This window comes from Vibrio sp. 1078-1 (genome assembly GCF_033340475.1).
In genome coordinates, this window is sequence record NZ_JAWOWM010000579.1 from 1 (window position 1) to 600 (window position 600).

At 45.2% G+C, this 600-nt stretch carries 1 protein-coding gene; it reads left to right on the forward strand.

Features of this window, described 5'->3' with window-relative positions:
* The coding region (locus R7190_RS28895) for an MATE family efflux transporter (protein WP_318138070.1) at nucleotides 1-584 on the forward strand (584 nt) is incomplete at its 5' end.
* Nucleotides 585-600 lie beyond the last annotated feature (16 nt).

Consider the following 600-nt stretch of genomic DNA (forward strand, 5'->3'; position numbering starts at 1 on the left):
AGATGATTTTTGGCCACATGGGGACAACCGAATTGGCGGTGTTTAGTATGCTCGGCCCATTTGAATCACTCTGTTACTCGATTTTCTTTGGGATCTCTGTGGCATGCTCTGTGATGATTGGTCAATCCTTGGGGCGTGATGCCTTTGAGCAAGCTGAGCACATGGCAAAATTCTTTATCAAAGCAGTCTTTGTGTTTGGTATTTCCATCGGCGCACTGTTGCTTCTTAATCGTGAGTTGATCATTGCAGCATTGAATTTGGACAACCCTGAGCTTTACCCACTCGCAGCCCCTGCGGTGATGATTTTGTGCTGCGCGATTTGGTTGCGTATGTTGAACATGATCATCATTAACGGGATTATTCGAGCTGGTGGCGACAACGTATTCTGCTTACGCATGGACTTTATCGCCATGTGGATGACAGGCTTACCACTTTGTGCAATCGCTGCGTTTGTTCTTGGTTGGGAGTTTAAGTACGTGTATGCACTGATGATTGCAGAGGAAGTCGTTAAGTTGGCGTTGTGTTATCGTCGATATACGCAAAAGTATTGGATAAAGAATCTAACCGTCGTTACGACTTCTTAGTATCGCGTTCTTCATT